Raw genomic sequence first — 26,572 nt, forward strand, 5'->3', positions numbered from 1 at the left:
GACGTGGGGATCCCAATGCGCCCGGGGCGCTGCCCGACGTACCGCCCGGCCCGGCGCACACACCCCCGGGACCGCCGCCCGCCCCAACCGTCCGCTGCCCCAACTGCCGTACGGAGAACGCCCCGGACCGCACCCTGTGCATCCGCTGCGCACTGCTCCTGAACCCGGGGCCGCCGCCCGAGGTACGGCCTGTCTGGTGGCGCCGGATCTTCCGGCGGCGGCCGCGTCAGGCGCCCACCGCGGGCACCCGGCCCAAGCGCCGGCTGTGGCGCCGCCCCGGTCTGGCGCTGCCGGTCGTGCTGATCGTGCTGGCGTGCGGGGTCTGGTTCGCGCTTCCGCACGTGCCCGGCTGGTTCGGCTTCGCCAAGGACGAGACCGGGACGCCGGAGGCGGTGCCGCCGACCCGGTTCCGGGCCTCCAGCAGGGCTCCGGGGCACCCGGCGGGTGCGGCGTTCGACGGCTTCAGCAACCGCTACTGGGCGCCCTCGGCCGCCGGGACCGACACCGGAGTGGGGCAGTACCTGGAGTGCGACTTCGAGCAGCCGGTGCGGGTGCTGAAGCTGGTGGTCTTCTCGGGCACGTCGGCCAAGATGGACGAGTTCCTCACCCAGGCCCGCCCGGCGAGGATCACCGTGCTGCTGACCTCCGCCGACGGAACCAGCGTCAGCAAGAAGCTGCGGGTCAAGGACCAGCCGGGCCAGCAGACCTTCGACCTGCGCGGCTCGGAGATCGTCAGGGCCCGGCTCACCACCGAAACCACGTACGGAGCGGGCCCCGACCGCCGTCTCGCCGTCGCCGAGATCGAGTTCTTCGGCCGCAGGCCCTGACCGGGGAGAGGTCCACCGCGAGGGGCTGGAGTCCGTGGCCCCCGGGCTGGTGTCCGGCCCCGAGCGGTACAAGGACACCCCGGCGCCGGGGTACGGGCCCAACGGCGTGTACGTGGGAGTGGCGCGGGTCCGCCGAGAACGGGGGCGCGGCGCCCGGGGGTTCCCGGGGCCGTCATGCCCTGCGCAGGTCCACCAGCGCCTCCGCCTGCGCGAGGCCGCTCTCCTCGACGACCTCGCGCACGCTCTGCGCCTCGCGCACCAGCGCGAACCGCACCCGCCCGCCGGCGTCGGTGCGGTAGCCGTACACCGCAGGCCGGGGCAGCGAGTTGTACGAGAAGTGCGAGGAGAAGTAGTACGCGCCGGTGTCGTGGAGGGCCACCACGTCGCCGGGCTCGATGGCGGGCAGCCAGACCCCGGTCGCGGTGAGGTCCCCGGCGAAGCAGCAGGGGCCCGCGATGTCGACGACCTGGGCCGGTCCCCGCTTCGGGCGGCCCGCGGCGTCGAAGACCCCGACGCGCAGCGGCCAGGAGCCGGGCATGAACACCGTACGGGTGGCGACCTGGGCGCCCGCGTGCGTGACCGCGATCCGCCGGCCGCCCGCCGACTTGGTGTACTCGACGACGGTGCCGATCGTTCCGCTCTTGGCCAGCAGTGAGCGGCCGAACTCGGTGACGAGGGTGTAGCGCCCGTCGAAGAGCCCCGGTACGGCTTCGCGGAGTTCGGCGACGTGGTCGGCGTACGTGGGCCGGTCGTCCTCGTCGGTGAAGTTGACGGGCAGGCCGCCGCCGATGTCGATCCCGGTGATCCGGGCGTGGCCCAGCCGGTCGTTGATCCGCTCGGCCAGCTCGTACGCCACGCGGATGCCCTCGGCGATGAGCGGCAGCGGGCAGCCCTGGGAACCGACGTGCGCGTGCAGCCGGTTGAGCCAGGGGCGGCGCTCGAACGCCTCGGTCACCGCGTCCACGGCACCCGGATCACGCAGCGCGACGCCGAACTTCGAGGTCGCGGTCGCGGTGCTCATCGCGCCGATGGCTCCGGCTCCGACCTGCGGGTTCACCCGGAGCCCGATGGGTCCGGCGGCCTCCCGGCCGGCCAGCAGGCGGTCCACCCGGGCCAGCTCCTGGAAGTTGTCCAGGTTGATCGCGATGCCGTGGGCCAGCGCGAACTTCAGCTCCCCGACGGTCTTCGCGGGGCTGTCGAAGACCAGCCGGTCGTACCGGAACCCGGCCGCGAGGGCCTGCTCCAGCTCGCCGGGCGAGGCGACCTCGCACCCCATCCCCGCGTCCGCGAGCAGCCGCAGCACCGGCACCAGACCGCACGCCTTGGCCGCGAACGTGTGCTGCACCGGCGCGGGCCCCGCGAACGCCTCGTTCAGCGCGTCCACCGCGGCGAGCACACCGTCCACGTCGAGGAGACCGACCACGGGGGAGTGCGGACCGAGCAGCCCGTCCTCCACAGCACGCGCCAGCGCCGCCGTGCGGCGGTCACCGCGCTGCCGGGACGCCGAACCGGAAGTCGTACGAGTCACAGGAACACCCCTTCGTCCGCCAGGTCCGCCGCAGGGAGCAGCCCTTCGTCGTTCCGCTGCCCGCCACAGCCGCCTTGTCTGTCGTACGGACAGCATCGGCGCGCGGGGGACGGCGCGTCTTCGACCGACACGACGACACCCGCCCGGTTCCTTTGCCGTACCGGACAGCGGAACGATCAAGGGCTTTTGGCCCGGTGCGGCCGGCGGGCCGCGAGCCGCAGCCCGATCTCCGCGAGCAGCCGCACCGCGGGGTCGGCCGGATCGACGCCGAACAGCTCCCGGGCCCGGCGCAGCCGGTACCGCAGGGTGTTGGGGTGCACATTGAGGCGCCGCGCGGCCGTACCCGTGTCGCAGGACGCGTCGAGGTAGGCGGTGACCGAGTCGCCGTACGCCGAACCGTGCGCCCGGTCGTGCTCCACCATCGCGTGCACCGGCCCCGACAGCGACCCCCACAGCGGCTCCACCCGGTCGAGCAGCCGGAGCACCGTCGCCTCGGGGACCACCTCGTCGTACGCCGCCACCGCCGACCTCGCCTCCCCGGCCGGCAGCCTCGCGGCCCGCTCCCGCAGCACCCGCACCACCAGCTCCGCGGCCTCCCGCGAGGCGGGCAGCCCGGCCGGCCCGGCCGCCACCGGACCGGCGCCCGCGAGGACCACCTCGCGCGGCACCGAGCGCGCGCTCGCCAGCAGGGCGCGCGCGGGATCGGCCTCCTCTTCCCCGGCCGGGACCAGCACGTACAGCCGCCGCCCGGACCGCGCGGTCACACACCCCGGCCGGTAGGCGGCGGCCTGGAGCGCGAGCACGTCCAGCACCCGCCGCCCGGCACGCCCCGCGTCCTGCGCGTCGTGTGCCCCGGCTCCCCGCCCGTCGGCTTCCCGCCCGTCGTACGACTCGCCTCCCTGCCCGTCGTACGCCTCCGCGACCACCACCGCGTACGGCCGGTCCGCCGTGACCCCGGCCTCCTGCGCGGACCGGACGTTCCCCCTCAGCAGCGCGTGCACGGCTCCTTCCCGTGCCCTGGCGGCCGCCCGGCCCCAGGTCTGATGGTGGGACAGATGGGGCACGGCGGCCCGTGCCGCGGTGCGCAGCGCGGCCGCCGCGTCCTCGGCGAGCGGCCGGCCGTCGGCGGCGGCCCAGATGGACCCGAGCACCTCGGAGCCGTGGCGCACCGCGATGGCCAGCCGCTCGGCGTACCGGTCGTCGGCGGGCAGCCGCACCACGTCCTCGGTGCTCCACAGCGTCCGGAAGAAGCCGTTCGCGCGGAGTTCGTCGACCCGCCAGCGGGGGACCTCCTGGCCGAGGATGGTCAGCCGGCGCATCGGGTCGGGTTCGTGGTCCAGCCGCGAATAGGCCAGCACCCGCGACTGCGGATCCTCGATCGTGATGGCGCCGCCGACCAGGTCCGCCACCGTATTGGCCAGCCCGGACAGGTCGCCGGGCCGCAGTCCCGCCACCCCGGCGGTGCCGGCCGGGTCGCTGTGCACCAGGGCGGTCCGCAACCGGCCGAGCACCTCCGTCCACCCCTGCTCCGGCCGCCGGGTCAGCAGCGCCGTGCGGCCCCGGCCCGCCGCCTCCACCAGTTCGGCGCGCGGCCCCCGGGCGCCGGGCCGCATCACCACGGCCGCCGCCCCGGCCCGGTCGGCGGCGCGCAGCACGTCGAGCGCCTCGGGCGAGGCGGCCTCCACACCGACCGCGAGCAGGATCAGCCCGGCCGCCGCCCGCGCGCCGTCGTCCTCCCGCTCCTCGCCGGGGTCGTGCAGCACCACATCGGTCACCGGCACACCGGTGCCGCGCGGTGCCACGACGACATCGAGCATTCCGGGGTCGATCAACCCGAGGATCCGTTCCAGCGAGGGCCCGGTCCCGCGCCGGTCCGGTTCGTGCGTCGGCATCCGCCCATCATCGTCGGCCCGGCCCCGCGTGTGCAGGTGTCGGCCCGGACTCAGCCGCGCAGGCCGTCGAACGCGACGTTCAGATGGCGGGGCCCGCGCAGCACGGCGTTCTGCCGGTACGGGGGCGGGTCGTCCACCAGCCGGGGACCGTCGAGCCGGTGGGCCAGCGCGGTCAGGGCGAGTTGGGCCTCCAGCCGGGCGAGCGGCGCGCCGAAGCAGTTGTGGATGCCGCTGCCGAAGCCGAGATGCTGGATGTCCGGCCGGTCGGGGTCGAAGCGGTCGGGGTCGGGGAACCGTTTCGGATCCCGGTTGCCGGACGCCAGGACGAGCCAGACGGATGCGCCCTTGGGGATGGTGGTGCCGGCGATGTCGATGTCCGCGAGTGTGGTGCGCTGCGGGAGCAGTTGCACGGGCGGCTCGAAGCGCAGCAGCTCCTCCACCAGCGGGACGGCCAGCCCGGCGTCCTCACGCAGCCGTTCGAGGACGTCGGGGTTGCGCAGCAGGGTGAGTGTTCCGTTGGTGATGAGGTTGACCGTGGTCTCGTGACCGGCGATCAGGAGCAGCGCCGCGGTGCTGAGCACTTCCATCCGGGTCATCTGCCCGTCCGGGCCCTGCTGGGTGGCCAGTGCGGAGAGCATGTCGTCGCCGGGGGCACCGCTGCGTTTGTCGATGAGCCCGGACAGGTACGCCCCCAGTTCGGTGCGGGCCTCGTGGGTGGCGCGGCGCTGCGCGCCGGGATCCCCGTTCGGGTCCGGGTCGAGGCCGGCGGCGATGGTGTCGGCCCAGGAGTGGAAGCGTGCCTCGTCCTCGCGCGGAACGCCCAGCAGCCGGCAGATCACGGTGACGGGGAAGGGGTAGGAGAAGTCGTCGACGACGTCGACCTCCTTCCGGTCCCCGAACCCGTCGATGAGGCCGTCGACGACGCGGGCCAGTTCGCCGCGCATGTTGTACACGCGCCGGGGCGTCTCCGGCGGGCCGAAGGGGCGCATCGTCATCCGGCGCAGCCGGTCGTGCTCGGGCGGGTCCAGCCGCAGGAAGGCGGGCGGCAGCGGCGAGGCCTCCTCCTCCTGGAGCAGGGTGCCCGCGGCGCCGGGGGAGAGGTTGCGCGCGTCGGAGCTGATCCGGGGATCGTGCAGCAGGCTCTTGATCTCCCAGTACGTGCTGACGACGAACAGCTCGTCGCCCTCCTGGCGCACCGGCTTCTTCCGGAGCTCGGCGTAGAGCGGGTACGGGTCGGCGCGGTTGGCGTAGTCGATGATCTGCCGCAGGAGCGTGTCTTGCGTCATGGTGGCGGGATCCTTGCTGGGGTCAGGCCCGGGCGGGGCTGAAGGTGATCCGCTGGTCGGTGGGTGAGTAGCCGCTGACGGTGACGGACGGCCCGTGGGTGGGCAGGGAGGGGTCCGGGAAGTCGGCCGGTACCGGCCGCAGGCCTTCGGGGCGGCGGTCCACCGAGGAGTACTCCGGGGGGAACGGCGCGGCCGTCTCGATCTGCCGCTGGTAGAACTCCAGCCACTTCGTCTGGTCGAAGGAGACCGCGGCGATGACCCGGCCCTGGTACCCGTACACCCCGGTGAAGCGGTGGTCGGCGAGCGAGCCCTGGGCGACGATGATCTCCTCGCCCAGCGAGGGGACGCCGACCGACTTGATGTTGACCCCGAACTGGGAGGACCAGAAGGCCGGCACCCACAGATGGGGGCGGCGCTCGGAACTGCTGCTGATCATGTTGTGCGCCGCGGTCCCGGCCTGCGCGACGGCGTTTCCCCAGTGCTCCAGGGACAGGAACTGGTAACCGAAGATCGCGTGCGGGGACCGGGCGACATCACCGGCTACGAAGATGTCGTCGGTCACGATGCCGCGTACGTCGAAGGCCCGGCACCCCGCGTCGCAGGCGATTCCGCGCGGACCGGCGCCGAGCCCGGACCCGGCCAGCCACTCGGTGTTCCGCGTCGCGCCGAGCGAGACGACGGCGACATCCGTGTCGAGGGCGGTGCCGTCGGACAGATGGGCCCGCCGCAGCCGGCCCACCGAGTCGCCCTCCAGACCGGTGACCATGATCCCGCAGCGCAGGTCCACCCCGTGCGCGCGCTGGAGCTCCGCGGCCACCTGGCCGACCACCCCGCCGAGCGCGCCCACGAGGGGCGCCGCCCCGCGTTCGGCGACGGTCACCGGCAGCCCGCGTTCGCGGCAGGCCGAGGCGATCTCGGAGCCGGTGAAGCCCGCGCCGATGACCAGCACCCGGCGGGGCGAGGCCGCCAGCCGCCGGTGCAGCCGGGCCGCGTCGTCGCGGGTGCGCAGTACGAAGACCCCTTCCAGCTCGGCCTCCGTCCGGTGCGGCCAGGGCCGGGCCCGTACCCCGGTGGTGATCAGCAGCCGGTCGTACTCCACCTCGTCGCCGTCGGCCAGCCGCACCCGCCGGGCCGCCATGTCCAGCCCGGCGGCGGCGACCCCGAGCCGCCACTGCGCGTCGAGCCCGTGCCGCCGGGGCAGCTCGGTGCGCTCGGCGGACGCGTGGCCCAGCAGGACCTGCTTCGACAGCGGGGGACGGTCGTACGGCTCGTGGGGCTCGTCACCGATCAGCGTGAGCGAACCGGTGAAGCCCTCCTTCCGCAGGGTCTCCGCGGCCCGGAGGCCGGCCAGGGAGGCGCCGACGATCACGATCCGCCCCTCGCGCCTCAGCCGCTCCAGAGCACCGTCACCGGACACCGGACAGCCTCTCTCCCACCGTGGCCGGTGCCTCGTCCGGGTCCTCCACCAGGATGGCCTGCACCGGACACGCGGTGGCGGCGCGCATCACCTGCTCGCGCTGCGCCTCGTCGGCGTGCGGGTTGTACAACAGGGATTCCTCGCCGTGCATGGCGAAGACATCGGGTGCCAGGAACGCGCACTGTGCGTACCCCTGGCACCGGTTGAGATCGACGACAAGCCTCATCAAGGGGCCGCCCTTTCGCGTAGTACTCCGAGCACTCCCGCATCAGCGTGCGAGGGCCGTTCCGGATCCGCGAGCACAGGCGGACCGATGGAGTCACGGGGCGACCGATGGAGTCACGGGGTGGCCGGTGGGGACGGGGTCATCGCCGGACCGGTGGATCAGCCGCACCGGCCACGAGGATGTGGATGCCGACGGCCAGGGCCCAGACGGGGAACACCAGCTCGGACCAGGCGACACTGCCCGCCGCGAAGAGCAGGGTCAGGCCCACGAGGGCGCCGAGAACCGTGAGCGGACGCGGCAGGACGCCGAGCCGGTGCGCGATGCCGGAGGTCGAGAAGACGAAGACCGCGGCCATCCGCATCGAGTAGGTGGTCAGCAGGTCGTACGTGAAGTCCCCGCCGAACGACCACAGTTGACCCCCTGGTTCGGCCCCCTTAGTCGACAGCAGGCTGCCGGCCGCCGCCGTGGCCCCGAAGAGGGTCGCGACGAAGACCAGACCGCTGCCCAGGAAGACGGTGGCGAGGAACTTGTCCTCGGCGTCCCCGATGCGTGCGCGCACGGCCCCCATGAACCACAGGAAGGAGATGCCCGCGAACGGGACGAGTTCCAGCGCCGTCCGTACCGTGCGCCGGCGCGAGGGGTCGGTGAGCCACTCGCCGGGGCTCCTGCCCGGTTCGGACGGAATCGCCAGCCGGGTCAGGACGATGGCGGCGGCGAGCAGCAGGGCGAAGACGACCCCGGCCGTTCCCGCGGCCCGCGGAGTGCGCAGAGCCCGGCCCCGGGTGTCCGGTCGCGTCTTCCGTCGCGGTTCCATGGGCGGACGTTCGCCTCCTCCGGCTCCGGGGCCGTCGCCGGCCCGACGCCCCCGGGACCAGCAAGCCCCTGCACGGCGCCGGGTGCCACCCGGACCGGGCGGGAGGGTGAGCCGCGGCCCTCGGCCCCGCGGCCTCCTCGGGCCGTCCCGGCCGGTCCCGGTTCCGGTTCCGTTCCTGCGGCCTCTTCGGGCCGTCCCGGCCGGTCCTGCGGCCTTCCCGGTCCCGCAAGCCGTCTCCGGCCACTGGCCCCGGCCTCCGCCGGCCTCCCGGCCTCCGCCCGCCCGGCCGCCCGGCCGGCTCAGCGTGCGAGGTCGGCCAGCGCGCGCAGCCCCTGGAGTACTTCGGCGGCGGTGGGAGCGGCCGCCGGGTCGCTCAGCCACTGGATCATCAGGCCCGACATCAGCGCGAGCTGGACGCTGCCGAGCGTCCGCACGGAGGCCTCTGCCACCTCGTCCTCGGGGACGCTCTCCAGGATCGCCGCCATTCCGCGGCGGCCCTGTGCGGTGCCCTCGGCGAGCGCGGTGCGCAGCTCCGGCTGGCGCTGGGCCTGCATGAACAGTTCCACCGAGGCCAGCCAGAGATCGGGGTGGGCGGTGAAGTCCGCGATCAGGCTCTCCCACATCTGCTCGAAGTGGCGCTTCGAGGACCCGTCGGCGTCGGGGACGAGCGCCCGGCCCATGGCGTCCCCCCATTCGTCCAGGACCTCGAAGAGGGCCTGGTTGAGCAGCGCCTCCCGAGAGCCGTAGTGGTAGCCGATGGCGGCCATGCTGACGCCGGCCGCGGTGGCGATGTCGCGGACGGTGGTGCGGTCGTACCCCTTTTCCCGCAGGCACGCCTTCGCGCCGGTGAGAAGTGCTTCACGGTTGCCCATGCGCGGCACCGTACCACCCTCTTGTGCATCCGCATCAGACGCTCGTCTCACGCAAATGATCCATTCATACACATCGCGCGACCGACTCAGGCGAATGCCTTGCGCGATCGAATGAGGCAAACGTCTTGCGCGATCGCGCAAATCTGCCTAGCGTCCTCCCCATGAGACACACCAGGAGCGTTTCCCAGTGGTTCGTCACCGCGCTGGCGCTCGGGGGGCTGGCCTTCGGTCTGGCCGAACCCCCGACCGCTCGGGCGCAGGCGCCGGCCGGTACACCGAAGACGAGGTCCGTCGGCACGGTCGTCACCACGACGGCCGGGAAGGTGCGCGGCACCGGCAGCGACGGCCTGCGCAGCTTCCGGGGAATCCCCTACGCCGCGCCGCCCGTCGGCGACCTGCGCTGGGCCCCGCCCGGGCCGGCCGCCGCCTGGAGCGGGGTGCGCGAGGCGACCACCCCGGGCGCGCCCTGCGCCCAGCCGGCCGGACTCCCGGTCGGGATCCCCAGCGAGAGCGAGGACTGCCTCTACCTGAACGTCACCGCGCCCGCCGAGTCCGACGGCAAGCGGCCGGTGATCGTCTGGATCCACGGCGGCAGCCTGATGTACGGCACCGGGGACATGTACGGGCCCGACCGGCTGGCCGCCGGGGGCGCGGTCGTCGTGTCGATGAACTACCGGCTGGGGGTGATGGGTTTCCTGAGCGATCCCGCCGTCGAGGGCGCGGACGGCCTCGGTCTGGAGGACCAGCAGGCGGCCCTGCGCTGGGTCCGCGCGAACGCCGCCTCCTTCGGCGGTGACGCGGGGAACGTGACGGTCATGGGGCAGTCCGGCGGTGGCTACAGCGTGTGCGGCCACCTCGCCTCGCCCATGTCGGCCGGTCTCTTCGACCGGGCCGTCGTACAGAGCGCGCCCTGCGCCACGGGCGGCTCCCGCACCCGGGCCGAGGCCCGGGCGGAGGCCCGGCGGGTCGTCGAGGCGGTGGGCTGCGAGCAGAACACGGCGTCCTGCCTGCGCAAGACCCCCGTGGCCGAACTGCTCAAGGCGTACGGCCCGTTCAACGAGCCGCGTCCGGTGGCCGGTACGAAGCTGATGCCGCTGTCCCCCGCCGAGGCGCTGCGCACCGGGAGGTTCAACCGGGTGCCGGTGCTGGTCGGCGTCGACCACGACGAGGAACGCGGCGCGGTCCTCGGCCAGGAGCTCGCGCCCGGGGGCGCGCCCATGAAGCCGGACGAGTACGAACCCGCCGTCCGCAAGCAGTTCGGGGACCGGGCCGACGCCGTGCTCGCGCGCTACCCGCTGTCCGCGTTCGGCTCGGCCGGTGAAGCCCTGGCGGCTGTCCGTACCGACGCGGTGTGGTCGGTACCGACGCTGGACACCGCCCGGCTGCTGGCTCGGTGGACGCCGACCCACATGTACGAGTTCAGCGAGCGCGACACACCCTGGTTCCGGGGGTATCCGGCGCCGAGCTTCGACCAGCGCGCCCAGCACATGTCCGAGCTGGCCTACCTGTTCGACCTGGATCTGTTCCAGGACGTGAAGGCCGGACAGGCCGGGTTCCGCGACCGGATGATCAGCACCTGGGTGGGCTTCGCCGAGTCGGGCCGGACGGACTGGCCCGGCTTCCGCGGCGCGGACGGTCACGTGCAGACCCTGGCCTCGGACACCTGGCGGCGCGCGGACTTCGCACGGGACCACCACTACCGGTTCTGGAAGAACCGCGGCTGACCACGGACGGGCCGCGCCGGGCGGGTCGTACCGGCCGGGCCGCACCGGCCGGGTCGTACCGGGTCGGGTCGTACGGTACGGCCCGGCCCTCCCCGCACGGTTCAGCCGGCCCACCGTCCGGAGAGGAACGTGACGGCGACGACCGTCGTCAGCGGCGCCCCGACGGTGAGGCAGACCATCCTGACGCGCGGGTTCCGCAGGCTCCAGGCGGCGAGCCCGGTCCACAGGGGCCACCACAGCAGGGTCGCCCGGGGCATGGAGGTGTACCAGTAGGACGTGCCCAGCGCCCACAGGCTGAGCGCGATGTACACCGCCTCCGCCCAGCGCCGCCGCCGCAGCAGCAGGCCGCACAGCACCAGGCCGACGACCATGGTGAGGAGTTCGGCCTGGCACATCAGGGCGTACCCGGTGCTCTGGGAGTGCCCGAAGGCGGCGTGCCAGGTGTTCTTCCACGCCTCCCAGGGGGCGTGGAAGTCGCGGTACCAGCCGCGCTCCTCGGCGTGCTTCCAGGCCATCCAGTCACCGGTGTGCGCGTGCAGGTACCAGCTGTGGAGCAGCGGCGGCAGGGCGGGCAGCGCCAGCCAGGGGAGACGGCGCCAGTGCGCGGAGGTGCGGGCGGTCACCAGGAAGTGCACCGCGATCGCCCCGGCGAGGAAGAGTCCGCTGACCCGGACGGTGGTGGCCAGGCAGGTGAGGAGGGCCGCCAACGGCCAGTTGAGCCGCTGGGCGGCCAGCCAGGCCGGCAGGGCGAAGGCGAGGAAGAGCGCCTCGGTGTAGCCGGCGGCGAGGAAGACCGCGCACGGGGAGAGCAGGAAGAACAGCGCGGCGCGGGGCCCCGCGCCCTCCTGCGGCAGATGCAGCCGGGCGATCCGGGCCAGGGCCAGTACGGCGACCCCACCGGCCACGAACGAGATCAGCGCACCGGCGGCGGACCAGCTGGGGACGACGGTGTGGACGGCCCGCAGCAGGAACGGGAAGCCGGGGAAGAAGGCCTCCCTGTTGTCCCAGTCGGCCGTCCCGGGACCGGTCCCGTCCGGGAAGTAACCGGACTGGGCTATGTGCAGGTAGTGCCACCAGTCCCACCGCTGCCACGACGAGAAGAACGAACCGGGGTGGCGGGCCCGCCCGTCGTCGGGGAACAGCCACCGGGTGCAGTACGCGGTGGTCCAGATCCCGGCCCGGGTCAGCAGATACAGCCACAGCACCTCGCGGTCGGCGGCCCCGATCCGCGGCAACCACCGACGGGCGGGCACCGGCTCCGGCGCGCGCCGGGGAGCGGTGACCCCGGAGCCGGCCGCGTACTGGTGTTTCCGCTGCTTCTCCGCCTGCCGCTGCGGAGCGGAAGTACTCACGACAATCTCTCCCGATCTTTCCGTCTCACTTTTTCTCTCCGCCGAGCTCATCGGCCCCACCCGGATCAGGGAGGCGGCAGAGTGACGCTCCGGCTGGGAGCGGTGACCGACCCGGACGGGCTCTCGCTCTCGCTCTCGGTGGAGGAGGGCGTATGCGTGGGCGGCAGGCTGGTCCTGGGCGAGCCGGGCGGCGGCGTGGACGACGAGGACGTGGACGGCGAGGGCGAGATCCGGGGCGACGGAACGGGTGACGGGGTGGTGGCGGGCACGGTGGTGCTCCTGCTGTCCGGCAGGAGCGTGGCCACGGCCGCACCCGTACCGGAGAAGACCAGACAGGCCCCCACGGCCATCGCGACCACCCGCCGTCTGCGCAGGCGTTCGCCGCGCTCGGCGATGTACGACGGCGGCGCAGAACGCGCACGCGACTGACCGACCGCCGCGGCTTCCTTGAACAAGGACCCCAACGGGTCTCGGGGTTCAGACACAGGGCCCCTCCTCGGTACGCGGATCCTGCAGACGGTGCGAGAGCGTGGTCCGGCCCCTGGACAGATGCGTCTTGACGGTGCTGGCCGCCAGGCCGGTCTCCGCGGCGATCTGTTCGACGGTCAGATCACAGACGTAGTGCAGCGCCAGCGTGCGACGCTGCTTGGCCGGCAACTCCCGCAACGCCCCCACCAGCGCCACCGTCTCCGGCCCCGGCGCCTCGGTATGGGGCGGCGCGCCACTGCGCTGCCAGGCGTCGGCCGCCCGCCGCCGCCCCCGCCACCGGCTCACCGCCAGCCGCCAGGCGACCGTACGGATCCATGCCTCGGGCTGCCCGTCGCGGTCGAGCTGACGCCGCCGGCTCCACCCTTTGACGAAAGCTTCCTGCACCACGTCCTGCGCTTCGTGCTGGTCGCCGAGCATCACGAACAACTGCCCCGTCAGCCGGGCAGCCGTCAGCGCGTAGAACTCTTCGAACTCCTCGACGGTCAACAAACAACTCCTGGATCTCCTCGGTCTCATCCGGCATACGCCCGGCACCCCTCATCCGGACGACACGGAATCCGAAGAGATCGGGTGACGGTGATCACACGGCCCCGGAGCGGGGGCGGCGTGCCGCCGGAGCGGGGTGTGCCGGAAGCTCCTGATCACCGGCATCAGGGCATACCGGAGAAAGAGTTATCAAACCTCTTGACCAGCGAGAAATTGGGAGGAGAATCGTCAATACACCAGAAAACCAGAGCGAGCCGCACCGCCGGCGGAGACGTCCCGCCGACCCGAGTGACCCTCTCGTTGGCTCTGGCCAGGCCCCCGGCAGCTCCTCCGGATGTGGAGCTTTCAGCGACGGTTGGAAGTCCCGGCACCGAGAAGGACTACCGGGGACTGCATGTGTACACCCACGGCCGCTTGATCACGCCATGGAGGCGGGGCGCGGAACGGCGGCGGCGGGGCGCGGAACGCCGTGGAAAGGTGCCGTGGAAACCCGACCGACGGCCGTCGCGGTCGTCACGGCCGCTTGGCCGCTCAGCCTCCACACACCCGCTCAGCCCGTGAAGCCGGGGACCATCAGACCGGACTCGTACGCGATCACCACCGCGTGGGTCCGGTTCTGCGCGCCGAGCTTGATCAGTACGTTTCCGACGTGGGTCTTGACCGTCTCCAGGCTCACCGTGAGGGACTCCGCGATCTCCGGATTGGACAGCCCGGTGGCCATCAGGCGCAGCACCTGCTCCTCCCGCCCGGTCAGGTCGGCCTGCGGCAGGGCCTCGGCGGAGCCCAGCGGACGGGCGGCGACCATGCGGCCCAGTGCGGCCGGGAAGAGGACCGCTTCGCCCGCCGCCACCACCCGGACCGCCTCGGCGATCCGGCGGACCGGGAGGCGCTTGAGGACGAAGCCGCTGGCGCCCGCGCCGAGGGCGGCGGTGACGTAGCCGTCGTTCTCGAAGGTGGTGATCACCACGACCTTCGGCGGGTCGGCCGCTTCGGCCAGCAGCCGGCGGGTGGCCTCGATCCCGTTGCACCGCGGCATCCGGACGTCCATCAGGACGACGTCCGGCCGCAGGCTCCGCGCCCGTTCGACCGCCTCGACGCCGTCGGCGGCCTCGCCGACCACCGTGATCCCCGGCTGCGCGGAGAGCAGCATGCCCAGGCCGCTGCGGGTCACCTCGTCGTCGTCGGCGATCAGGAGGCTGACGGTGGGGTCGGTGACGGCGGGGAGGGCCGGGACCGTGCCCTCGCCCGCACCGGACGTACTCGCGTCGGACGTGCTCACGCCGCCGCCCGCACCGGGAGCCGGACGGCCAGCCGCCAGTGCTGCGTACCGTCCGGGCCGGCCCGGAACTCACCGTGCAGCAGCCGGACGCGTTCGGCCAGTCCGGACAGACCGTGGCCGGAGGTCGGGAAGGCCCCCGGGCGCGCATCCGGGTCCGTACGTGCCCCGGTCCGGTTGACCACCGTGAGGTCCAGCGCGTCGGGCCCGGCCACCACCTCGATGCCGATCGGGCCGCCCGCTCCGTGGCGCAGGGCGTTCGTCAGCCCCTCCTGGAGGATCCGGTAGGCGGCCCGGGACAGTGTCCCCTGTACCTTCGCCAACTCGCCCGACAGCTCCGGTTCCACCACCGCACCCGCGTGCCGCAGACGGTCCAGCAGCCCGGGGAGGTCGGCCAGGGTCCGGGTGGGCGCCGTCCCCGGCTCTTCCTCGCGCAGCACTCCGAGTACGTAGTCCAGATCCTCCAGCGCCGCCCGCGCCGACTCCTCGATGCTGCGCATCGCGGCCCGCGCCGCCACCGGGTCGGCGGCGAGCATCTCGCCCGCCACCGCAGCCTGGATGGTGGCCGCCGTCAGTGTGTGGCCGATCGAGTCGTGCAACTCGTGGGCGATCCGGTTGCGTTCGGCCAGCAGCATCTCCCGCTCGGCGGCCAGCGCGAGCCGTTCGGCCGCCGACGGCCCCAGCAGCCGCGGCGCGGACCACCGCAGGAGCTTCGTCACCAGTACGCAGATGGTCACCGCCAGCACGATGAACACGGCTCCCATCACCCAGCTCCACACGCCCGTGGCCTGGAGCGACGAACCGAACAGGCTCAGCCGCGCCTCGCCGCCGATCCAGTTCCCGGGCAGTGCGATGCCCATGATGAACAGCGTCCCGCCGGCCATCGCCCCCATCCACCCGACGGCCACGTGCAGCACCAGCCAGAGCGGGGTCCGCCAGCGGTCGAGACCGGGTGAACCGGAGGCCCGGCCGCCGGCCACCGGATTCGGCAGCGGCACCCGCAGCAGCCGGCGGGCGGATGCGACCAGCGCCCGCCGCACGGGGCGCACCAGTCCGGCCGAGCCGACCAGTACCGCCCAGACGAGCAGGACCAGGACGATCCGCACACTCTCGGGCCCGGACGGCCACAACGCCGCGGGCAGCAGGGCGAAGGGCAGCAGCGGAAGGCTCGCCAGCGCGCCGCAGTAGGCGAACAGCACACCCGAATACGTAGAGCCGCGCAGCAGCGGCCCGATTCCCCTGGTCATGGGCGCCAGTATCACCGGGTGGCCCACCAGCGGCCTCCCCCGATCGGGGGAGCGATTTCTCCCGCCTTGCCGCGATGTGGTCGAGGGGCCCCGGGCTCCAGAATCGTGCCCCGACCAAACGATTTTCCCGGCCCAGGAGTTGACTCATGCGTACTCGGACCCAGCAGGGCCCCCGAACCTCGACCCGGCAGCAGGGCGGCAGGCGGCGACGAACCGTATCGGCCGCGGCCGCGACGGCCATCGGCGTCATGACGCTGGCCGCCCTCACCCCACCCGCCTCCTCCTCCGCTGCCTCCACCTCCGTCTCCACCTCCACCTCCGTCTCCGCTGCTGCCGCCATCGCCCGGCCGGACGCCGTCCAGCAGGCCCTGAACACGCTGGTGCGCGACGACGGAATGCCTGCGGCGCTGGCGAGCGTCAAGGGCCGTGACGGCCGCACCCGCACCTACACCGCGGGAGTCGGCGACCTGGCCACCCACGCACCGGTGCCCGTAGACGGGCAGGTGCGGATCGGCAGCAACACCAAGACGTTCACGGCGGTCGTGGTCCTGCAACTGGTCGGCGAAGGGAAGATCGCCCTGGACGCCGACGTCGACACCTACCTGCCCGGTCTCGTCCGGGGGAAGGGGATCGACGGACGCCGCATCACCGTCCGCCAGCTCCTCCAGCACACCAGCGGACTCCCCGATTACGGCATGCACATCGACGACGACGAGCTCAGGGACCGGTACTTCGAGCCGCGCGAACTGCTCGACATCGCCCTCCGGTACAAGGCCGACGCGGCCCCGGGCAAGACGTGGGGATACAGCAACACCAACTACCTCCTGGCCGGCCTGATCGTCCAGAAGGTCACCGGCCGCCCCCTCGCCGAGGAGATCGACCGGCGCGTCATCAAGCGCGTAGGGCTCCGCCACACCTACTTCCCCACCCCCGGCGACAAGACCATCCGGGAGCCGCACCCCCATGGCTACCACCGCAACCCGGCGGACGGACCGCTGCGCGACTTCACGGAGACGGACCCCTCCGCGGGCTGGGCGGCAGGCCAGCTGGTCTCCACCGACTCCGACCTCAACCGTTTCTTCGGCGCACTCCTGGCCGGCCGCCTCCTCCCGGCGGCCCAGCTCGCCGAGATGCGCACGACCGTCCCCGCCGGTGGCTCCGGGCTGCGCTACGGACTGGGGCTCACGAGCAGGCTGCTGTCGTGCGGCGGCGTCTACTGGGGCCACGGCGGCGACATCCCGGGATACGAGACCCGGGGCGGCGCCACCGACGACGGCCGCGCCGTCAACGTCTCGGTCACCAGCATCCCGACGGACGAGACGGCCGTGCAGCACGTGAAGGACGCCGTGGACAGCGCCCTGTGCGGATGAACCACGTACATCGCCACCCCACACCCACAACCCACCCCACAACAACACCGCGACGCCCCAACACCTCAACGTTCCAAATATCTGCAGGAGTTGACTCATGCGTGGGCAGACACGACAAGGGCTTCGCGAGCAGGTCCGCAAGTCGGGCCGCAAGCAGGCCCGCAAGCAGGGCCGTCGGCCGGTCGCCCGGCGAAAGGCCCTGACCGCCGCGGCCGCGACGGCCATCGGCGTCATGACCCTGGCCGCCCTCATCCCACCCGCCTCCGCAACCAGTCCAGACACCGTCTCCCCCTCCCTCTCCTCCGCCGCCTCCCCCTCCGCCGGTCCCGACGTCGTCCGGCAGAGCCTGAACGCGCTGGTGCGCGAGGCCGGGATGCCTGCGGCGCTGGCGAGCGTCAAGGGCCGTGACGGCCGCACCCGCACCTACACCGCGGGAGTCGGCGACCTGGCCACCCACGCACCGGTGCCCGTAGACGGGCAGGTGCGGATCGGCAGCAACACCAAGACGTTCACGGCGGTCGTGGTTCTGCAACTGGTCGGCGAAGGGAGGATCGCCCTGGACGCCGACGTCGACACCTACCTGCCCGGTCTGGTCCGGGGGAAGGGGATCGACGGGCGCCGCATCACCGTCCGCCAGCTCCTCCAGCAGACCAGTGGACTCCCCAACTACACCGACTACCTCGGGGACGACGTCCGCTACTACACCCCTCGGGAACTGCTCGCCACCGCCCTCCGGCACCCGGCCGGCTTCGCCCCCGGGAAGAAGTGGGCGTACAGCAACACGAATTACATCGTGGCCGGCCTGATCGTCCAGAAGGTCACCGGCCGCCCCCTGGCCGCAGAGATCGACCGTCGCGTCATCAGGCGCGTAGGGCTGCGCCACACCTACTTCCCCGCCCCCGGTGACGCGAGCATCCGGGAGCCCCACCCCCACGGCTACTACCGGGAATCGGCGGACGGACCGCTGCGCGACATCACGGAGATCGACCCCTCCTGGGGCTGGGCGGCAGGCCAGTTGATCTCCACCGGCTCCGACCTCAACCGTTTCTTCGGCGCACTCCTGGCCGGCCGCCTCCTGCCCCCGGCCCAGCTCGCCGAGATGCGCTCCACCGTCCCCGCCGAAGCAACCTTCGGCCCCGGCGCCCGCTACGGACTCGGCCTCGTCAGCAGACCTCTGCCGTGCGGCGGCCTCTCCTGGGGCCACGGCGGCAGCTTCCCGGGATACGAGACCCGGAGCGGCGCCACCGGCGACGGCCGCGCCGCCAGTGTCGCGGTCACCACGCAGCTCAACGACGAGGCGAGCCGGCGCACCCTCGAACGCGCCGTGGACACCGCCCTGTGCCGCTGAACCCCACCGAGGACCACGGACGCCGAAGGGCCCCGCACCTGCTGCGGGGCCCTTCGGCGTACTGCCCGGTGGGAGCAGGCCGTTCAGGAGAAGTCCGGACGGTGGTCCCCGGCGTCATCGGCGCCGCTGATCCGGCGCAGAACCTCGTCTCCCTGCGGCACCCCCACATCGCTGAGGACGCGCGCCATGTTGGCGCCGACGAAGCCCCGGTCCTCCGGAGTCAGTGACCGGAGCGCCGCCGCGAGGGTGTTCTCCCAGCTGTCCTGGCCGGAGAGGAGGCTGCGGTGGGTCACCGTCCAGTCGAGCACGTCCCTCGCCTGCTCCGGCTGTTGCAGCAGCCAGAAGGCCGCCAGTCCGACCGGACCGCCCGCGACGACCTCCCGGTAGAAGCGGTACGCCTCGCGGTGGGCCTCGCCGAAGCCGGGCGGAAGCGTCGGCCCTGCGCCGGTGCCGGGCGTCGGCCGGAGCGCGGCCGGCGGGTCCAGGAACCAGTACGTGATGCCGGAGCCGTCGATCACCTGTGGACGGCCGGGCGGCTCCACCTCGGTCGTACCGAAGTGGGGTGGCGGCGACCGCAGCGGATCGGCGGCGCCGGGCAGGGTGGCGTTCTCGTTGATGTGGGCGACGACCAGCTGCCCGGCCTGTTCCTCGGTGAGCTGTTCCCTCGCCGCGACGACCGGATTGCTGATCTTCCAGGCGACTCCGTAGCGGGCCGGGGGTTTCGGCGGCCGGCGCGGAATGTCGACCGAGAGCCGCCGATCCGCGAGCGAGACCCACACGACGTCGAAGAAGTCGCCCTCACGCACCTCGTGCCGGGTGGGCCGCGGATAGCCCCAGTAGTCGCCCTCCCGGGGCGGCACCATCGCGTCCTGCCCGTCGTGCGCGAGGAACACCAGGGCCCGGCCCTCCGGGGCACCGAAGCGCAGACGGAACAACTGCCAGGCCGCCGAGGAGTCCAGCGGAGAGATGAGCGGGCCGGTCATGACGCGTGCCTTTCCGTCGAGGAGGCCGTACGGCCGCGGTGGCGGCGCAGGACGTAGCGCAGGACGCCGCGGTGGTTCTGGGCCGTCGCGGCGAGCGCGGCGAGGAGGTGCGGGAAGCCGGTCCGCCGCCGCAGTTCCCGGTCGCCCTCGATCAGGAACAGGCCGTCCGCCGTCGCTTCATGGGTGGCGGGGTCGTCCAGGGCCGCGACCACGAGAGAGCGGGCCCGGTCCGGGTGCTCGGCGAGCAGATCGGCGAGCCGCACCCGCCGTTCGCCCGGAGCGCCGGGCCGGGGGAACGACGTCCGGCTCATCGATTCGACGGCGTACACGGCCAGGTCGTGGCGCCGGGTGCCCGGATCGGCCGCCTGCCATGCCCGGAGCAGGTCCAGGACGGGAACGTGGTTGGTGTCCTCGGAGAGAAGGGCGCTGAGCGCGAAGGACACCGCGGTGCGCAACGGGCCTTCCAGCGACTTGTCCGGCCCGTCGAGCACGGTGTCCAGGAGCTTCAGCGCGGCGGCGGGGCGGGCCAGGCCGTAGCTGCCCGCGCAGGTCTCGGCCACGGTGCAGCGCAGAGGCACGGGGGCGGCCCCGCTCCACTGCCGCAACTGCTCCCGGACCGCTCCGGTGAGGGCGGGGTGCTGGACCATCTCACCGAGTGCGTAGGCCACCAGACGCCGGCGCCAGCGCTTGTCCGACGCGGCGAACGGATACAGCTGGCGCAGGGTGTCCGGTCCGGTGGCGTGGGCCAGCACCCTTCCGATCCGCTCGCCCGCCGCGAGTTCGATGCCGGGGTGGTGGGAAACCTCGTCCAGGCTCTTCCACAGCAGCTCCGCCATGCCCTCGTACTCCAGCCACAGGGACCGGAGCAGGGTGTCCGACCGGTGCCGGCCGGAGAAGTCGACCGGCTGGACCGAATAGCGCGGCGTCGTTTCGAACCGGGGCGGCAGCAGACGCGCGCCGACGGCCGCCAGCCGGTCCTCGAAGGCCGGTCCGAGCACGTCGTGCCCTGCCGGCGGCTCCCCGGGCGGCCCCTGGGCGCCGGCGTGCTCCGGCCCGGGACGGCCGCGACCGTCGAGGTGGGGGCGCAGCACCGCGCTGTACCGCTCGACGACCGTACGGTCCTGCCCGGGCAGCAACGAGATCGCCGCCATCAGCGAGATCCGGTCCGCCCGGTGGCGGGCCTCCGCGAGCGCCGCGCGGGCCGCGGCGGGGCTGCCGGTCCGCAGGTCGTCGAGCAGGGTCTCGGCGGACCCGCCCGTCAGGACGAGGTCGCGCAGCCCTTCCGCCACGGCGGCACCGTCCCCCGGCAGCGAGTGGGCGTCCAGGTAGCCGACGAAGGCCGGCGAGGCGAGGTGCCGCAGCGCGTCGGCCTCCTGACCGGAGGTGAGCTCACCCTCCTCGGCCATGGCGCCCAGGTGTTTCGCGGCCACCTCGGCGGGCGGCGGCGGGCGGTGCGTGACCTGCCGGGCCACCGTGTCACCGGGCAGCACCGTCTCCACGCGTACGGTCACGACCAGATGGGCGCCCGCGTCGCGCAGCAGCGAGCCCAGCGCGGTGATCCGGACCTCGCCGAGCGTGGCGGCGGCCGTCGGGGAAATCCCCTGGAGCAGATACCCGCGCCGCTCCTTGGGCTGCCACCGGGACAGATCGGTGGACGAGTCCAGACCGGTGATGCCCTCGCCCCGTACCGCTCCGCCAACAGCGCGAACGCGGCCGTGCCGGCCCCCGTGCCGCTTTTGGCCCTCAGTACCAGGACGTGGCCGTCCAGCACTTTCCGGCACTGTGCGTGGGTGGGCGGTTCGACGAACCCGCGCAGACGGGCGCGGACGTCGTCCGCGGGGTAGGGGCCCTCCCGGAGCCGGGGTTTGACGATGCGGTCGCTGACATCCGCGTCGGGCGGGATGCCGATGAACACATGGGCATCGCCCCCGATGCCACCCATGACCGCCACACCCTGATCGATGCGCTGCCGGTTGTCACGGTAGGACGAGTCCCCCGGGCCGGGACCGTCTCCGCCGTCCGGGGCGCGAGGGCCGGGAACGTCGTCCGCGCCCGCGCTCACCGGCCGTCTCCGGCTCCGCCGGTCCGCTTGTCGCCCGCCACGTTGTCGCCGCTGCCCCAGTGCTGGTTGGTGCCGCGGTACTCGTTGGACCGGCCGGTGTACGTGAAGTCTCCTCCGACGCCCCCCAACACCGCGGCGCCCTCGCCCACGTGCTGCGTATTGCCGCTGTACTGCGTTCCGGGGGACGTCACCGGGGCCTGTTCCCGGTCGGCGGAGGCGTCGGCCGGCGCCGCGGCCTCCTCCCGGGTCCGCACCCCGGCCTGCACGAGGTTCCCGGACGGCGAGGGCACGTACAGCCAGGCCCGCTGTGCGAATACCTTCCCCTCCACGGTGGCCGGGACCTCCACACAGCGGTCGGGGTGCAGCCCGGTGTACCCGCCGAGCACGACGTCCTCGTAGACACGCTGGGAGATGACCGCCGCGAGATGGGTGACCTCCTCGCTCGCCGCGGTCAGGATGGCCTTGACCGGACGGGAGTCGAGCAGCCGGTGGGTGTCGTTGCGGGCGGTGCCGTTGCCGTCCGCGTCCGGCAGCGGCCCGACGTGGACGCTGGCCCGCAGCCGGATGCGGGGACCGACGCTCTGCCTGTTGTACGCGCCGAGCGTGTCGTCCAGCACACCCAGGAACGGCCAGAGGACGAAGGGCAGAAACGCCGGGTCGAAGCCGAACACCACACCGTCCCCGGTGTTGGCCGGAAACTGCTTGGAGTCGCGCAGCTCATGAAGCCCCGCCCGCTCCAGCGCCTGGTCGACGAGTTCCGGGATCAACCGGCTCACCGGGCCGTGCTGAAGGGCGGCAAGACCGGTGAAGTCCTTGGCGTCGACGGCGAACAGGGCACGGTAGGGAGGCAGCGGACGGCTCTCGGTGTTCGGGGCCGGTACGGACGTGGCCGTGTGCGTCTCGGCGTACGGGGCGGGAACGGGCCTGGACATGCGTGAACTCCTCGTGGGCGGCGGGACGGATACGAAGCCGGCGACCGGCTGATTCGAGACTCCGTCGGTTCCGCCCGCCCGACTGCACAGCACAGGGCAGTTCGCGGGTGTCCCACGTCACAGCACGGGTGCGCTCATCGGGCCGGGGGCGTCGGGAAGGCAGGCACCGGCATCGTCACCGGTCCGGCCGCCGCCCAGTGCCGCAGCGCCTGCATGTCCTTGACGACGATCACCCTGCGGGCGGTCTCCACCGCGCCGGACTCCCGCAGCCGCTGCAGCCCGGTGATGACCGCGTTGCGGGTCACTCCGGTCGCCTGCGCGATCTCCTCCTGGCTCAGGCCGGTCAGCCGTACGACCTCCGATCCGCCTCCGGGCGAGGTGAGTTCGACCAGCCTGAGAAGCGTCCGGGCCAGCCGGGCGACCAGCGGAAGGGTCAGCAACTCGGTGCGGTGCGCGTCGGACTCCCGGAGCCGGGAGAGGGCCTGGCGCATCAAGTCCATGACGAGCCCGCGCTGTTCGATGAACCGGCGGAACCGCTCCGCCTCCAGCACGACGGCCGTGCAGGGGGTGAGCGCGACCACTTCCGCCGTACGCGTGGTGCCGTGGAAGACGGACACCTCGCCCAGCAGGTCACCCGGCCCCCGGAACGCCAGCCAGGTCACCACCCCGCCCGGCTCCCGGCACACGACCTTGGCGAGCCCGTCGGTGAGGGCGAGCAGATGCGTTCCCGGCGAACCCTGACGCAACATCACGCTGCGCTCCCGGAAGGTGCGGATCACCCCCTGCCCCCGCAGCCCACGCCATGCGTCGCCCGACAGCACCCGTCACCTTCCCCGTCCGCCCCGTACGAGGCATCGCCCTGCCCCGCACGCGACCTCGTGAGCCCCGCCCGCACCCCATGAGTTCAACGCCGCCCCGCCCGCCTCCGCCGCGATTCGGGCGACCTTGTCCGATAACGACCGCCACCCGGACGACGGCACCCCCGGCCGTGCGGCCACCTCACGGAGACGGGGCACGGAGCGCCGTGGAAGACCTGCTCGGGCAGCGCACGCCTGCTCGTGGCGGCGCTCGGGGTACTGGCCGTCAGGACGGTGGTCCGCTCCCTTCCCTCCGTCGTCCGCCTGTTCGCCGGAACGGTGATCCCTTCCGCGGCCGTCGCGTTCGGCAACGTGCTGCTTCCCGCTCTGATCAGGCGGAGCGCGCCCGCACACCGTATCCAGGGCGTCAGCGCTCTCTACATGACCGTCGTGGGTCTCATGGCCGCGGTCTCCTCCGGGGTATCCGCGCCGCCGGCCCGCACCGTGCCGGGTTCCTGGCGCACCGCGCCGGCCTGGGGCGTCGCCCTCACCGTCGTGGCCTTCCTCGCCTGGCTGCCCCGGATGCGGGGTGACAAGCCGCAGGAGTCCACCGTCGCGGCCCACAGCCCGGTGCCCCGGCGTTCACGACGCCGGGCTCGCCGTCGCCCGCCGACTGATCGGAACCGGCCGACTTGTCTCCCGTGAACGTGTGGTGGGTCGGCTGACTGCGTACGCCGGGGTCGCGGTGCTGGAATTGACCCATGGCCGACACACCGCCCCGCACCGGTTCACCCACCACCCACGACGCGGACTTGATCGTCATCGGCGGTGGCCCGGCCGGCTGCGCCGCCGCCCGCATGGCCGCCAGCGTCGGCATGCGCTCGATCCTGGTCGAGCCGGACCGGCTGTGCCGCAACCTCTACCGGATCCCGGCCCTGAACAACGTCCTCGGCGGCTACAGCAGCGGCCCCGAACTGGCCGACTCCATCGTCGCGGAACTGAAGAGCACGGAGCTGTGCCGCCTCGAACTCGGCCGACACGTCACCGAACTCCATGCCGACGACGACCATGTGATCGTCACGGTCGACGCCGGCACCCGCCTCACCGCCCCGTACGTCATCGTCGCCACCGGCGTCGGCCCCCTCCAGCCCCGCGACGCCGCCTGGATCACCGCCCCCGACGGCCTCATCCTGCCTCCGCTCTGGCAGGCCGAGGCGGACGACGCCGAGGCCCGCGATCTCCTCGTCCTCGGCGGCGACCGCCCGATCGGCACCTTCCTGCGTGCCAACCCGGCTGTCGACACCCGCCTGATCGTGGCGTACCCGGAGACCGACGCGTACAAGATCGAGGAGATCCGCGAAGACGCCAGAGTCGTCCTCCTCCCCGTCGAGCATCTGACGCTGAGCTGTGGGGAAGACGCCCCGGTGTCGGCGGAAGTGCTGGGCCGGAACGGCGAACAGCGGACGGTCACGGCAGCCGCCGCCTACCTCAGCATCGGGAACGCGCCCACGGCTCCGTCCGGCGACCTGGTCCGCGGCGCGGACGGATACTGCCCGCCGACCGACCAGCACCCCCGCGTCATCGTGGCCGGCGACCTGCGCTCCGCGCGCTTCCAACGGATCATGACCGCCCTGGGCTCCGGCAGCGAGGCCGCACTGCACACCTACTACGCAACCAGAGACCTGCTCGCCGAAGGCTGACAGAGAGAGGACCCGATGCGGCAGAGCGCGAACGAAGCCTGTCCGTGGGCGTCCAGGGCTCTCCGCCCTGCGCAACTGGGACCAGAACTGGGACCACTCACGTCGAAGGGCCCCCCACCAACCTGCGGGGCCCTTCGACGTATTGCCCGGTGAGAGCAATGGCGGAGGATACGAGATTCGAACTCGTGAGGGGTTGCCCCCAACACGCTTTCCAAGCGTGCGCCCTAGGCCACTAGGCGAATCCTCCGCGGCAAACAATACAAGACGTTGAGGAGTGCTCGCGAACCCGTTCCCCCGGAGATCGGTTCGGGCTCGTTCCGAGGTGGATCCGAGGTCGTCCCGAGGTCGTCCCGGGCGGTTCCGGAAGGTGGGGGGAGTGGACCGGCAGGGGTGGGGATCGGCTAAGGTGGGCGTCAGCCCCTCACGTGGCGCTATCTGACTGAACTCCCCCAGGGCCGGAAGGCAGCAAGGGTAGGTCGGCTCTGGCGGGTGCGTGGGGGGCCCTTGTTTTTCCCCGGGCTTCCCGGGGCGTCCCGGTGGTGCTTCGCACGGTCCGGGGCCGGTTGTCGGTGCGCCCGGATAACCTCGTATGTGTGTCGTCCCTTGCGCTGTACCGCCGCTACCGCCCCGAGTCGTTCGCCGAGGTCATCGGTCAGGAGCATGTCACTGACCCGCTCCAGCAGGCCCTGCGGAACAACCGGGTCAATCACGCGTACCTGTTCAGCGGTCCGCGCGGCTGTGGCAAGACGACCAGTGCGCGCATCCTGGCCCGCTGCCTGAACTGCGAGCAGGGGCCGACGCCCACGCCGTGCGGGGAGTGCCAGTCCTGCCGGGACCTCGCGCGCAACGGGCCGGGGTCCATCGATGTCATCGAGATCGACGCCGCATCGCACGGTGGCGTGGACGACGCCCGTGATCTGCGGGAGAAGGCGTTCTTCGGGCCCGCCTCCAGTCGTTACAAGATCTACATCATCGACGAGGCGCACATGGTCACCTCGGCGGGGTTCAACGCCCTGCTGAAGGTGGTCGAGGAGCCGCCGGAGCACCTCAAGTTCATCTTCGCCACGACCGAGCCCGAGAAGGTGATCGGCACCATCCGGTCGCGTACGCACCACTACCCGTTCCGCCTGGTGCCGCCGGGAACCCTGCGCGAGTACCTCGCCGAGGTCTGCGGCAAGGAGAACAGCCCCGTCGAGGACGGCGTGCTGCCGCTCGTGGTGCGGGCCGGGGCCGGATCCGTGCGTGACTCGATGTCGGTGATGGACCAGTTGCTGGCCGGCGCGGGCGACGACGGTGTGACATACGCCATGGCGACCTCGCTGCTCGGATACACCGACGGCTCGCTGCTCGACTCGGTCGTGGACGCCTTCGCGGCGGGCGACGGTGCCGCGGCGTTCGAGGTCGTGGACCGGGTGATCGAGGGCGGCAACGACCCGCGCCGGTTCGTCGCCGACCTCCTGGAGCGGCTGCGCGACCTGGTGATCCTGGCCGCCGTTCCGAACGCCGGGGAGAAGGGGCTGATCGACGCCCCCGCCGATGTCGTCGAGCGGATGCAGGCCCAGGCGTCCGTTTTCGGCGCCGCCGAGCTGAGCCGCGCCGCCGACCTGGTCAACGAGGGGCTCACGGAGATGCGCGGCGCGACCTCGCCGCGTCTCCAGGTCGAGCTGATCTGCGCCCGGGTGCTGCTGCCCGCGGCCTTCGACGACGAGCGTTCGCTGCAGGCCCGGCTCGACCGGCTGGAGCGGGGCGCCTCCTTCGCGACCACGGGACCTGGGCCCGCCATGGGCTACGTACCCGGGCCGGAGGCACTGGCCCACGCACCCGTGCCCGCGGCACCCGTCGTACAGCCGGGCACAGGGCCCGCCGTCGCGCGTGCGGCGGTACGGGGCGAGGCCCCCGTACCCGCGCCCGCACCGGTCCAGGCGGCACCGCCCGCCCCCGCAC

General features: G+C 72.9%; 23 protein-coding genes, 1 tRNA gene and 1 other RNA gene. 9 read left to right on the plus strand and 16 right to left on the minus strand.

The window, feature by feature from the left end; translation table 11 throughout:
• Window positions 1–827 (plus strand): discoidin domain-containing protein (locus tag AADR41_RS31360; protein WP_342284980.1); only part of this gene is annotated, 827 nt, incomplete at its 5' end.
• A 172-nt stretch (window positions 828–999) separates the two neighbouring features.
• On the opposite strand, the gene AADR41_RS31365 is transcribed toward AADR41_RS31360, so the two are convergent.
• From AADR41_RS31365 to AADR41_RS31395, 7 genes are all read right to left on the minus strand, one after another.
• On the minus strand, window positions 1,000–2,355 hold the full coding sequence (locus AADR41_RS31365) for a diaminopimelate decarboxylase (protein ID WP_342284981.1): 1,356 nt from the start codon (window positions 2,353–2,355) through the stop codon (window positions 1,000–1,002).
• Window positions 2,356–2,531: 176 nt separating this feature from the next.
• A complete protein-coding gene (locus tag AADR41_RS31370; RefSeq protein WP_342284983.1) occupies window positions 2,532–4,247 on the minus strand; it encodes a helix-turn-helix domain-containing protein in 1,716 nt (571 codons plus the stop codon).
• A 50-nt stretch (window positions 4,248–4,297) separates the two neighbouring features.
• A complete protein-coding gene (locus tag AADR41_RS31375; RefSeq protein ID WP_342284985.1) occupies window positions 4,298–5,533 on the minus strand; it encodes a cytochrome P450 in 1,236 nt (411 codons plus the stop codon).
• 22 nt (window positions 5,534–5,555) lie between these two features.
• Entirely contained in the window at window positions 5,556–6,950 is a 1,395-nt protein-coding gene (locus AADR41_RS31380) for an NAD(P)/FAD-dependent oxidoreductase (RefSeq protein ID WP_342284987.1), read from the minus strand.
• Complete coding sequence (locus tag AADR41_RS31385; protein WP_342284988.1) at window positions 6,940–7,176, minus strand: ferredoxin; 237 nt, start codon at window positions 7,174–7,176, stop codon at window positions 6,940–6,942. Before AADR41_RS31385 ends, AADR41_RS31380 begins: the two co-directional genes overlap by 11 nt.
• A gap of 139 nt (window positions 7,177–7,315) precedes the next feature.
• Window positions 7,316–7,990, minus strand: a complete 675-nt coding sequence (locus AADR41_RS31390; RefSeq protein ID WP_342284989.1) for a hypothetical protein — start codon at window positions 7,988–7,990, stop codon at window positions 7,316–7,318.
• Window positions 7,991–8,289: 299 nt separating this feature from the next.
• Entirely contained in the window at window positions 8,290–8,862 is a 573-nt protein-coding gene (locus AADR41_RS31395; RefSeq protein ID WP_342284990.1) for a TetR/AcrR family transcriptional regulator, read from the minus strand.
• Window positions 8,863–9,023: 161 nt separating this feature from the next.
• On the opposite strand from AADR41_RS31395, the gene AADR41_RS31400 reads away from it, so the two are divergent.
• The gene (locus AADR41_RS31400) at window positions 9,024–10,586 is read left to right on the plus strand and encodes a carboxylesterase/lipase family protein (protein WP_342284991.1); all 1,563 of its coding nucleotides are present in this window, start codon (window positions 9,024–9,026) and stop codon (window positions 10,584–10,586) included.
• Window positions 10,587–10,687: 101 nt separating this feature from the next.
• Here AADR41_RS31400 and AADR41_RS31405 read toward each other — a convergent pair whose 3' ends face one another.
• Window positions 10,688–11,938 (minus strand): mannosyltransferase family protein, encoded by a 1,251-nt coding sequence (locus tag AADR41_RS31405; RefSeq protein WP_446751138.1) that lies wholly within the window; start codon window positions 11,936–11,938, stop codon window positions 10,688–10,690.
• Between the two features lie 81 nt (window positions 11,939–12,019).
• On the opposite strand from AADR41_RS31405, the gene AADR41_RS31410 reads away from it, so the two are divergent.
• The gene (locus AADR41_RS31410) at window positions 12,020–12,367 is read left to right on the plus strand and encodes a hypothetical protein (RefSeq protein ID WP_342284993.1); all 348 of its coding nucleotides are present in this window, start codon (window positions 12,020–12,022) and stop codon (window positions 12,365–12,367) included.
• A 48-nt stretch (window positions 12,368–12,415) separates the two neighbouring features.
• On the opposite strand, the gene AADR41_RS31415 is transcribed toward AADR41_RS31410, so the two are convergent.
• The 3 genes from AADR41_RS31415 to AADR41_RS31425 all read right to left on the minus strand — a co-directional run bounded on the left by AADR41_RS31415 (window position 12,416) and on the right by AADR41_RS31425 (window position 15,436).
• Complete coding sequence (locus AADR41_RS31415; RefSeq protein WP_446751139.1) at window positions 12,416–12,943, minus strand: SigE family RNA polymerase sigma factor; 528 nt, start codon at window positions 12,941–12,943, stop codon at window positions 12,416–12,418.
• A 520-nt stretch (window positions 12,944–13,463) separates the two neighbouring features.
• Window positions 13,464–14,192, minus strand: a complete 729-nt coding sequence (locus tag AADR41_RS31420; RefSeq protein ID WP_446751140.1) for a response regulator transcription factor — start codon at window positions 14,190–14,192, stop codon at window positions 13,464–13,466.
• Window positions 14,189–15,436 (minus strand): sensor histidine kinase, encoded by a 1,248-nt coding sequence (locus AADR41_RS31425; RefSeq protein ID WP_342284996.1) that lies wholly within the window; start codon window positions 15,434–15,436, stop codon window positions 14,189–14,191. Before AADR41_RS31425 ends, AADR41_RS31420 begins: the two co-directional genes overlap by 4 nt.
• Before the next feature lie 146 nt (window positions 15,437–15,582).
• Between AADR41_RS31425 and AADR41_RS31430 the strand changes: the two genes are divergently transcribed.
• Together AADR41_RS31430 and AADR41_RS31435 are read left to right on the plus strand one after the other, a co-directional pair.
• A complete protein-coding gene (locus tag AADR41_RS31430) occupies window positions 15,583–16,806 on the plus strand; it encodes a serine hydrolase domain-containing protein (protein WP_342284997.1) in 1,224 nt (407 codons plus the stop codon).
• Window positions 16,807–16,903: 97 nt separating this feature from the next.
• Entirely contained in the window at window positions 16,904–18,154 is a 1,251-nt protein-coding gene (locus AADR41_RS31435; RefSeq protein WP_446751141.1) for a serine hydrolase domain-containing protein, read from the plus strand.
• A gap of 83 nt (window positions 18,155–18,237) precedes the next feature.
• On the opposite strand, the gene AADR41_RS31440 is transcribed toward AADR41_RS31435, so the two are convergent.
• The 4 genes from AADR41_RS31440 to AADR41_RS31455 all read right to left on the minus strand — a co-directional run bounded on the left by AADR41_RS31440 (window position 18,238) and on the right by AADR41_RS31455 (window position 22,952).
• On the minus strand, window positions 18,238–19,137 hold the full coding sequence (locus tag AADR41_RS31440; protein ID WP_342284999.1) for a hypothetical protein: 900 nt from the start codon (window positions 19,135–19,137) through the stop codon (window positions 18,238–18,240).
• On the minus strand, window positions 19,134–20,918 hold the full coding sequence (locus AADR41_RS31445; protein WP_342285001.1) for a hypothetical protein: 1,785 nt from the start codon (window positions 20,916–20,918) through the stop codon (window positions 19,134–19,136). Before AADR41_RS31445 ends, AADR41_RS31440 begins: the two co-directional genes overlap by 4 nt.
• A gap of 277 nt (window positions 20,919–21,195) precedes the next feature.
• Window positions 21,196–22,131 (minus strand): hypothetical protein, encoded by a 936-nt coding sequence (locus tag AADR41_RS31450; RefSeq protein ID WP_342285002.1) that lies wholly within the window; start codon window positions 22,129–22,131, stop codon window positions 21,196–21,198.
• A 134-nt stretch (window positions 22,132–22,265) separates the two neighbouring features.
• Entirely contained in the window at window positions 22,266–22,952 is a 687-nt protein-coding gene (locus AADR41_RS31455; RefSeq protein ID WP_342285003.1) for a Crp/Fnr family transcriptional regulator, read from the minus strand.
• Between the two features lie 237 nt (window positions 22,953–23,189).
• On the opposite strand from AADR41_RS31455, the gene AADR41_RS31460 reads away from it, so the two are divergent.
• On the plus strand, window positions 23,190–23,633 hold the full coding sequence (locus AADR41_RS31460; protein ID WP_342285005.1) for a hypothetical protein: 444 nt from the start codon (window positions 23,190–23,192) through the stop codon (window positions 23,631–23,633).
• A gap of 56 nt (window positions 23,634–23,689) precedes the next feature.
• Complete coding sequence (locus AADR41_RS31465; RefSeq protein ID WP_342285007.1) at window positions 23,690–24,628, plus strand: FAD-dependent oxidoreductase; 939 nt, start codon at window positions 23,690–23,692, stop codon at window positions 24,626–24,628.
• Between the two features lie 159 nt (window positions 24,629–24,787).
• On the opposite strand, the gene AADR41_RS31470 is transcribed toward AADR41_RS31465, so the two are convergent.
• Window positions 24,788–24,875: transfer RNA gene (locus tag AADR41_RS31470), tRNA-Ser, on the minus strand.
• Between the two features lie 165 nt (window positions 24,876–25,040).
• Between AADR41_RS31470 and ffs the strand changes: the two genes are divergently transcribed.
• Window positions 25,041–25,137, plus strand: an RNA gene (gene ffs / locus AADR41_RS31475) — signal recognition particle sRNA small type.
• A gap of 84 nt (window positions 25,138–25,221) precedes the next feature.
• A partial coding sequence (locus AADR41_RS31480) for a DNA polymerase III subunit gamma and tau (protein ID WP_342285008.1) occupies window positions 25,222–26,572 on the plus strand: 1,351 nt, incomplete at its 3' end.

The organism is Streptomyces sp. CLV115 (assembly GCF_038448545.1).
Lineage (GTDB): Bacteria > Actinomycetota > Actinomycetes > Streptomycetales > Streptomycetaceae > Streptomyces > Streptomyces sanglieri.

What these genes read in the sequence shown, in the direction of transcription:
- AADR41_RS31370 (WP_342284983.1), bottom strand. Translation starts at nt 4,247, where the DNA reads ATGCCGACGCACGAACCGGACCGGCGCGGGACCGGGCCCTCGCTGGAA.
- AADR41_RS31375 (WP_342284985.1), bottom strand. Translation starts at nt 5,533, where the DNA reads ATGACGCAAGACACGCTCCTGCGGCAGATCATCGACTACGCCAACCGC.
- AADR41_RS31385 (WP_342284988.1), bottom strand. Translation starts at nt 7,176, where the DNA reads ATGAGGCTTGTCGTCGATCTCAACCGGTGCCAGGGGTACGCACAGTGC.
- AADR41_RS31390 (WP_342284989.1), bottom strand. Translation starts at nt 7,990, where the DNA reads ATGGAACCGCGACGGAAGACGCGACCGGACACCCGGGGCCGGGCTCTG.
- AADR41_RS31395 (WP_342284990.1), bottom strand. Translation starts at nt 8,862, where the DNA reads ATGGGCAACCGTGAAGCACTTCTCACCGGCGCGAAGGCGTGCCTGCGG.
- AADR41_RS31400 (WP_342284991.1), top strand. Translation starts at nt 9,024, where the DNA reads ATGAGACACACCAGGAGCGTTTCCCAGTGGTTCGTCACCGCGCTGGCG.
- AADR41_RS31415 (WP_446751139.1), bottom strand. Translation starts at nt 12,943, where the DNA reads ATGAGACCGAGGAGATCCAGGAGTTGTTTGTTGACCGTCGAGGAGTTC.
- AADR41_RS31425 (WP_342284996.1), bottom strand. Translation starts at nt 15,436, where the DNA reads ATGACCAGGGGAATCGGGCCGCTGCTGCGCGGCTCTACGTATTCGGGT.
- AADR41_RS31430 (WP_342284997.1), top strand. Translation starts at nt 15,583, where the DNA reads ATGCGTACTCGGACCCAGCAGGGCCCCCGAACCTCGACCCGGCAGCAG.
- AADR41_RS31435 (WP_446751141.1), top strand. Translation starts at nt 16,904, where the DNA reads ATGCGTGGGCAGACACGACAAGGGCTTCGCGAGCAGGTCCGCAAGTCG.
- AADR41_RS31440 (WP_342284999.1), bottom strand. Translation starts at nt 19,137, where the DNA reads ATGACCGGCCCGCTCATCTCTCCGCTGGACTCCTCGGCGGCCTGGCAG.
- AADR41_RS31450 (WP_342285002.1), bottom strand. Translation starts at nt 22,131, where the DNA reads ATGTCCAGGCCCGTTCCCGCCCCGTACGCCGAGACGCACACGGCCACG.
- AADR41_RS31465 (WP_342285007.1), top strand. Translation starts at nt 23,690, where the DNA reads ATGGCCGACACACCGCCCCGCACCGGTTCACCCACCACCCACGACGCG.